We start from the raw sequence: 1,062 nt of genomic DNA, 5'->3' as shown, positions 1-1,062 counted from the left end.
TCAGGCCGCTGATGTACTCGGTGAGTTCGTACACCTCCAGCGGCAGGAAGGCCGCGGTGGCAGTTTCGGAAACAATATAACTAGTACACCGTATATTAGAATGCTTGATAGTGGAAAAACTGTCAGTGAAATAATGGCAGTAATTACCGAAGATGTTCTTTTTGAGAAGCAACGTAAAGAAGCTGAGGAAAAGCGAAAAGAGGCTGAAAAACAGAGACAAGCTGAACTTGACAAACAACAGCAAGAATACGAAACAAGAAAACTTGAAGAATCATTTAATGCTCTGCCCTCTCATGTTGGCCAAGAAAACGCAAGAGCATTATCTCAACCAGAAGTAGTTGAACATGTTAAAGAAGAATTTGATGAAAAAGCTTCTCAATCACATTCTGAACCACCATATAAAGAACCAGAACAAATATATCATGCGGTAATTCTAGTAGAATTTGATATTAAATTTGGAGATATCGAAGCTAAAGACGAATGGAAAAAAGACATCGAAAAAAGTGGTGGCCGAATCAAAGAAGTGCCAGTATGGGAAAAAATTAAAAACATTTAACCTATGAGCAAACTGCAGTCCTCACTAATCCTGAGCAGTAGAATTAGAAATAATTCAACTTTAAGCAAAACCATCTTGGGCGGTGGTTTCGTATTTAGTCAAAGCTGGAGGGTGGCGTAACGACCGTAAAGTCCATGAGTATTCAGTGCCTGCACATAAACACTCATTGCCAGCTTTTAATTTGAAAAATAAAACTTGAAATAAATATAGAAGAAAGGAGTATTCGTGGCACAAAGAAGAATGTTTAGTAAAAAAATAGTTGAAACAGATTTCTTTATGGAAATGTCACCAACAGCAAAACTACTCTATTTTTACCTAAATATGAGTGCTGATGATGATGGTTTCGTTGAAAATCCTAAAACAATTAAATTGATTAGTGGAGCTACTGATGATGACTTGAAAATACTTATTGCTAAACAGTTTATCATCCCATTTGATAGTGGAGTTATTGTAATCAAAGACTGGAAAATTCACAATTACATCCAAAAGGACAGATATAATCAAAC

At 36.2% G+C, this 1,062-nt stretch carries 1 protein-coding gene and 1 pseudogene; both read left to right on the top strand.

Annotated features, from left to right (window positions below; all coding sequences use genetic code 11):
- Positions 1–556, top strand: a 556-nt coding sequence (locus tag AB0N14_RS40375) for a hypothetical protein (RefSeq protein WP_366030649.1), incomplete at its 5' end; no start/stop codon positions are given.
- A 225-nt stretch (positions 557–781) separates the two neighbouring features.
- Positions 782–1,062, top strand: a pseudogene (locus tag AB0N14_RS40370) (replisome organizer); the annotation flags it as partial.

The sequence above is a fragment of the Streptomyces sp. NPDC051104 genome (assembly GCF_040682835.1).
In the GTDB taxonomy this organism is placed as follows: domain Bacteria; phylum Actinomycetota; class Actinomycetes; order Streptomycetales; family Streptomycetaceae; genus Streptomyces; species Streptomyces cynarae.
The sequence above is the reverse complement of the archived record's forward strand: the minus strand, read 5'-3'. Positions and strand labels throughout refer to the sequence as shown.